This window comes from Vibrio sp. 2132-1, assembly GCF_033344315.1.
Genome location: NZ_JAWPON010000591.1, coordinates 1 through 588 on the forward strand (window position 1 = coordinate 1; position 588 = coordinate 588).

Genomic DNA, 588 nt, shown 5'->3' on the forward strand with positions numbered 1-588 from the left:
GGTGTTTTGGGATTTACAAAGGAGTAGACACGAGGGGAGCTAAAAAAATTTCATAAAAAAACCGCAGTTCGCACTGCGGTTTTAGTCGATAGATTAGAGCAGACTTCTGTTACGAAAGGCCATTCATTAATTCTTCACGACGAGACTGGGGAACTACACTCCAGTGTGTGCCGTTAATAGCACCTTCTAAGGCCCAAAGTAGCTCAAGGCTAACTGTGGTGGAGTGCGTGTCTCTGATCGCTTTATAAGCACTTAGTGCGCCTTCTTCTTCAAGTTGAGCAACAGAATCAATACCCGCTTTCTTAAGCATTCTTTCTGTAGCCAATCTCAGATTCGGCAGATCTTTCAAGCGATTAGGCTTAGTGCTCGCTTGTTGTTCTTTCTCAAGTTTGGCGTTTTCTAAGGATTTTTTCGCTACTTCAATTAAGCGATCGCTAGATTCCCATAGTTCGCTGGAAATAGCGTAGTACTTAGTAACGACTGGGAAGCCACGTTTTTTATAAACGTAAGGCTTTAGACCCTGTGTCTCGAAGTCAGATGAAGTTTGTTGGTCTGCTCGTATATGAAGCTGGTTGTTTACCACTAGTG

Annotated in this window: 1 protein-coding gene; it reads right to left on the reverse strand. The window is 43.2% G+C overall.

From position 1 onward, the window contains the following. Nucleotides 1–109: 109 nt before the first annotated feature. On the reverse strand, nucleotides 110–588 hold a 479-nt coding region (locus tag R8N47_RS26835), incomplete at its 5' end, for a TfoX/Sxy family DNA transformation protein (RefSeq protein WP_318186315.1).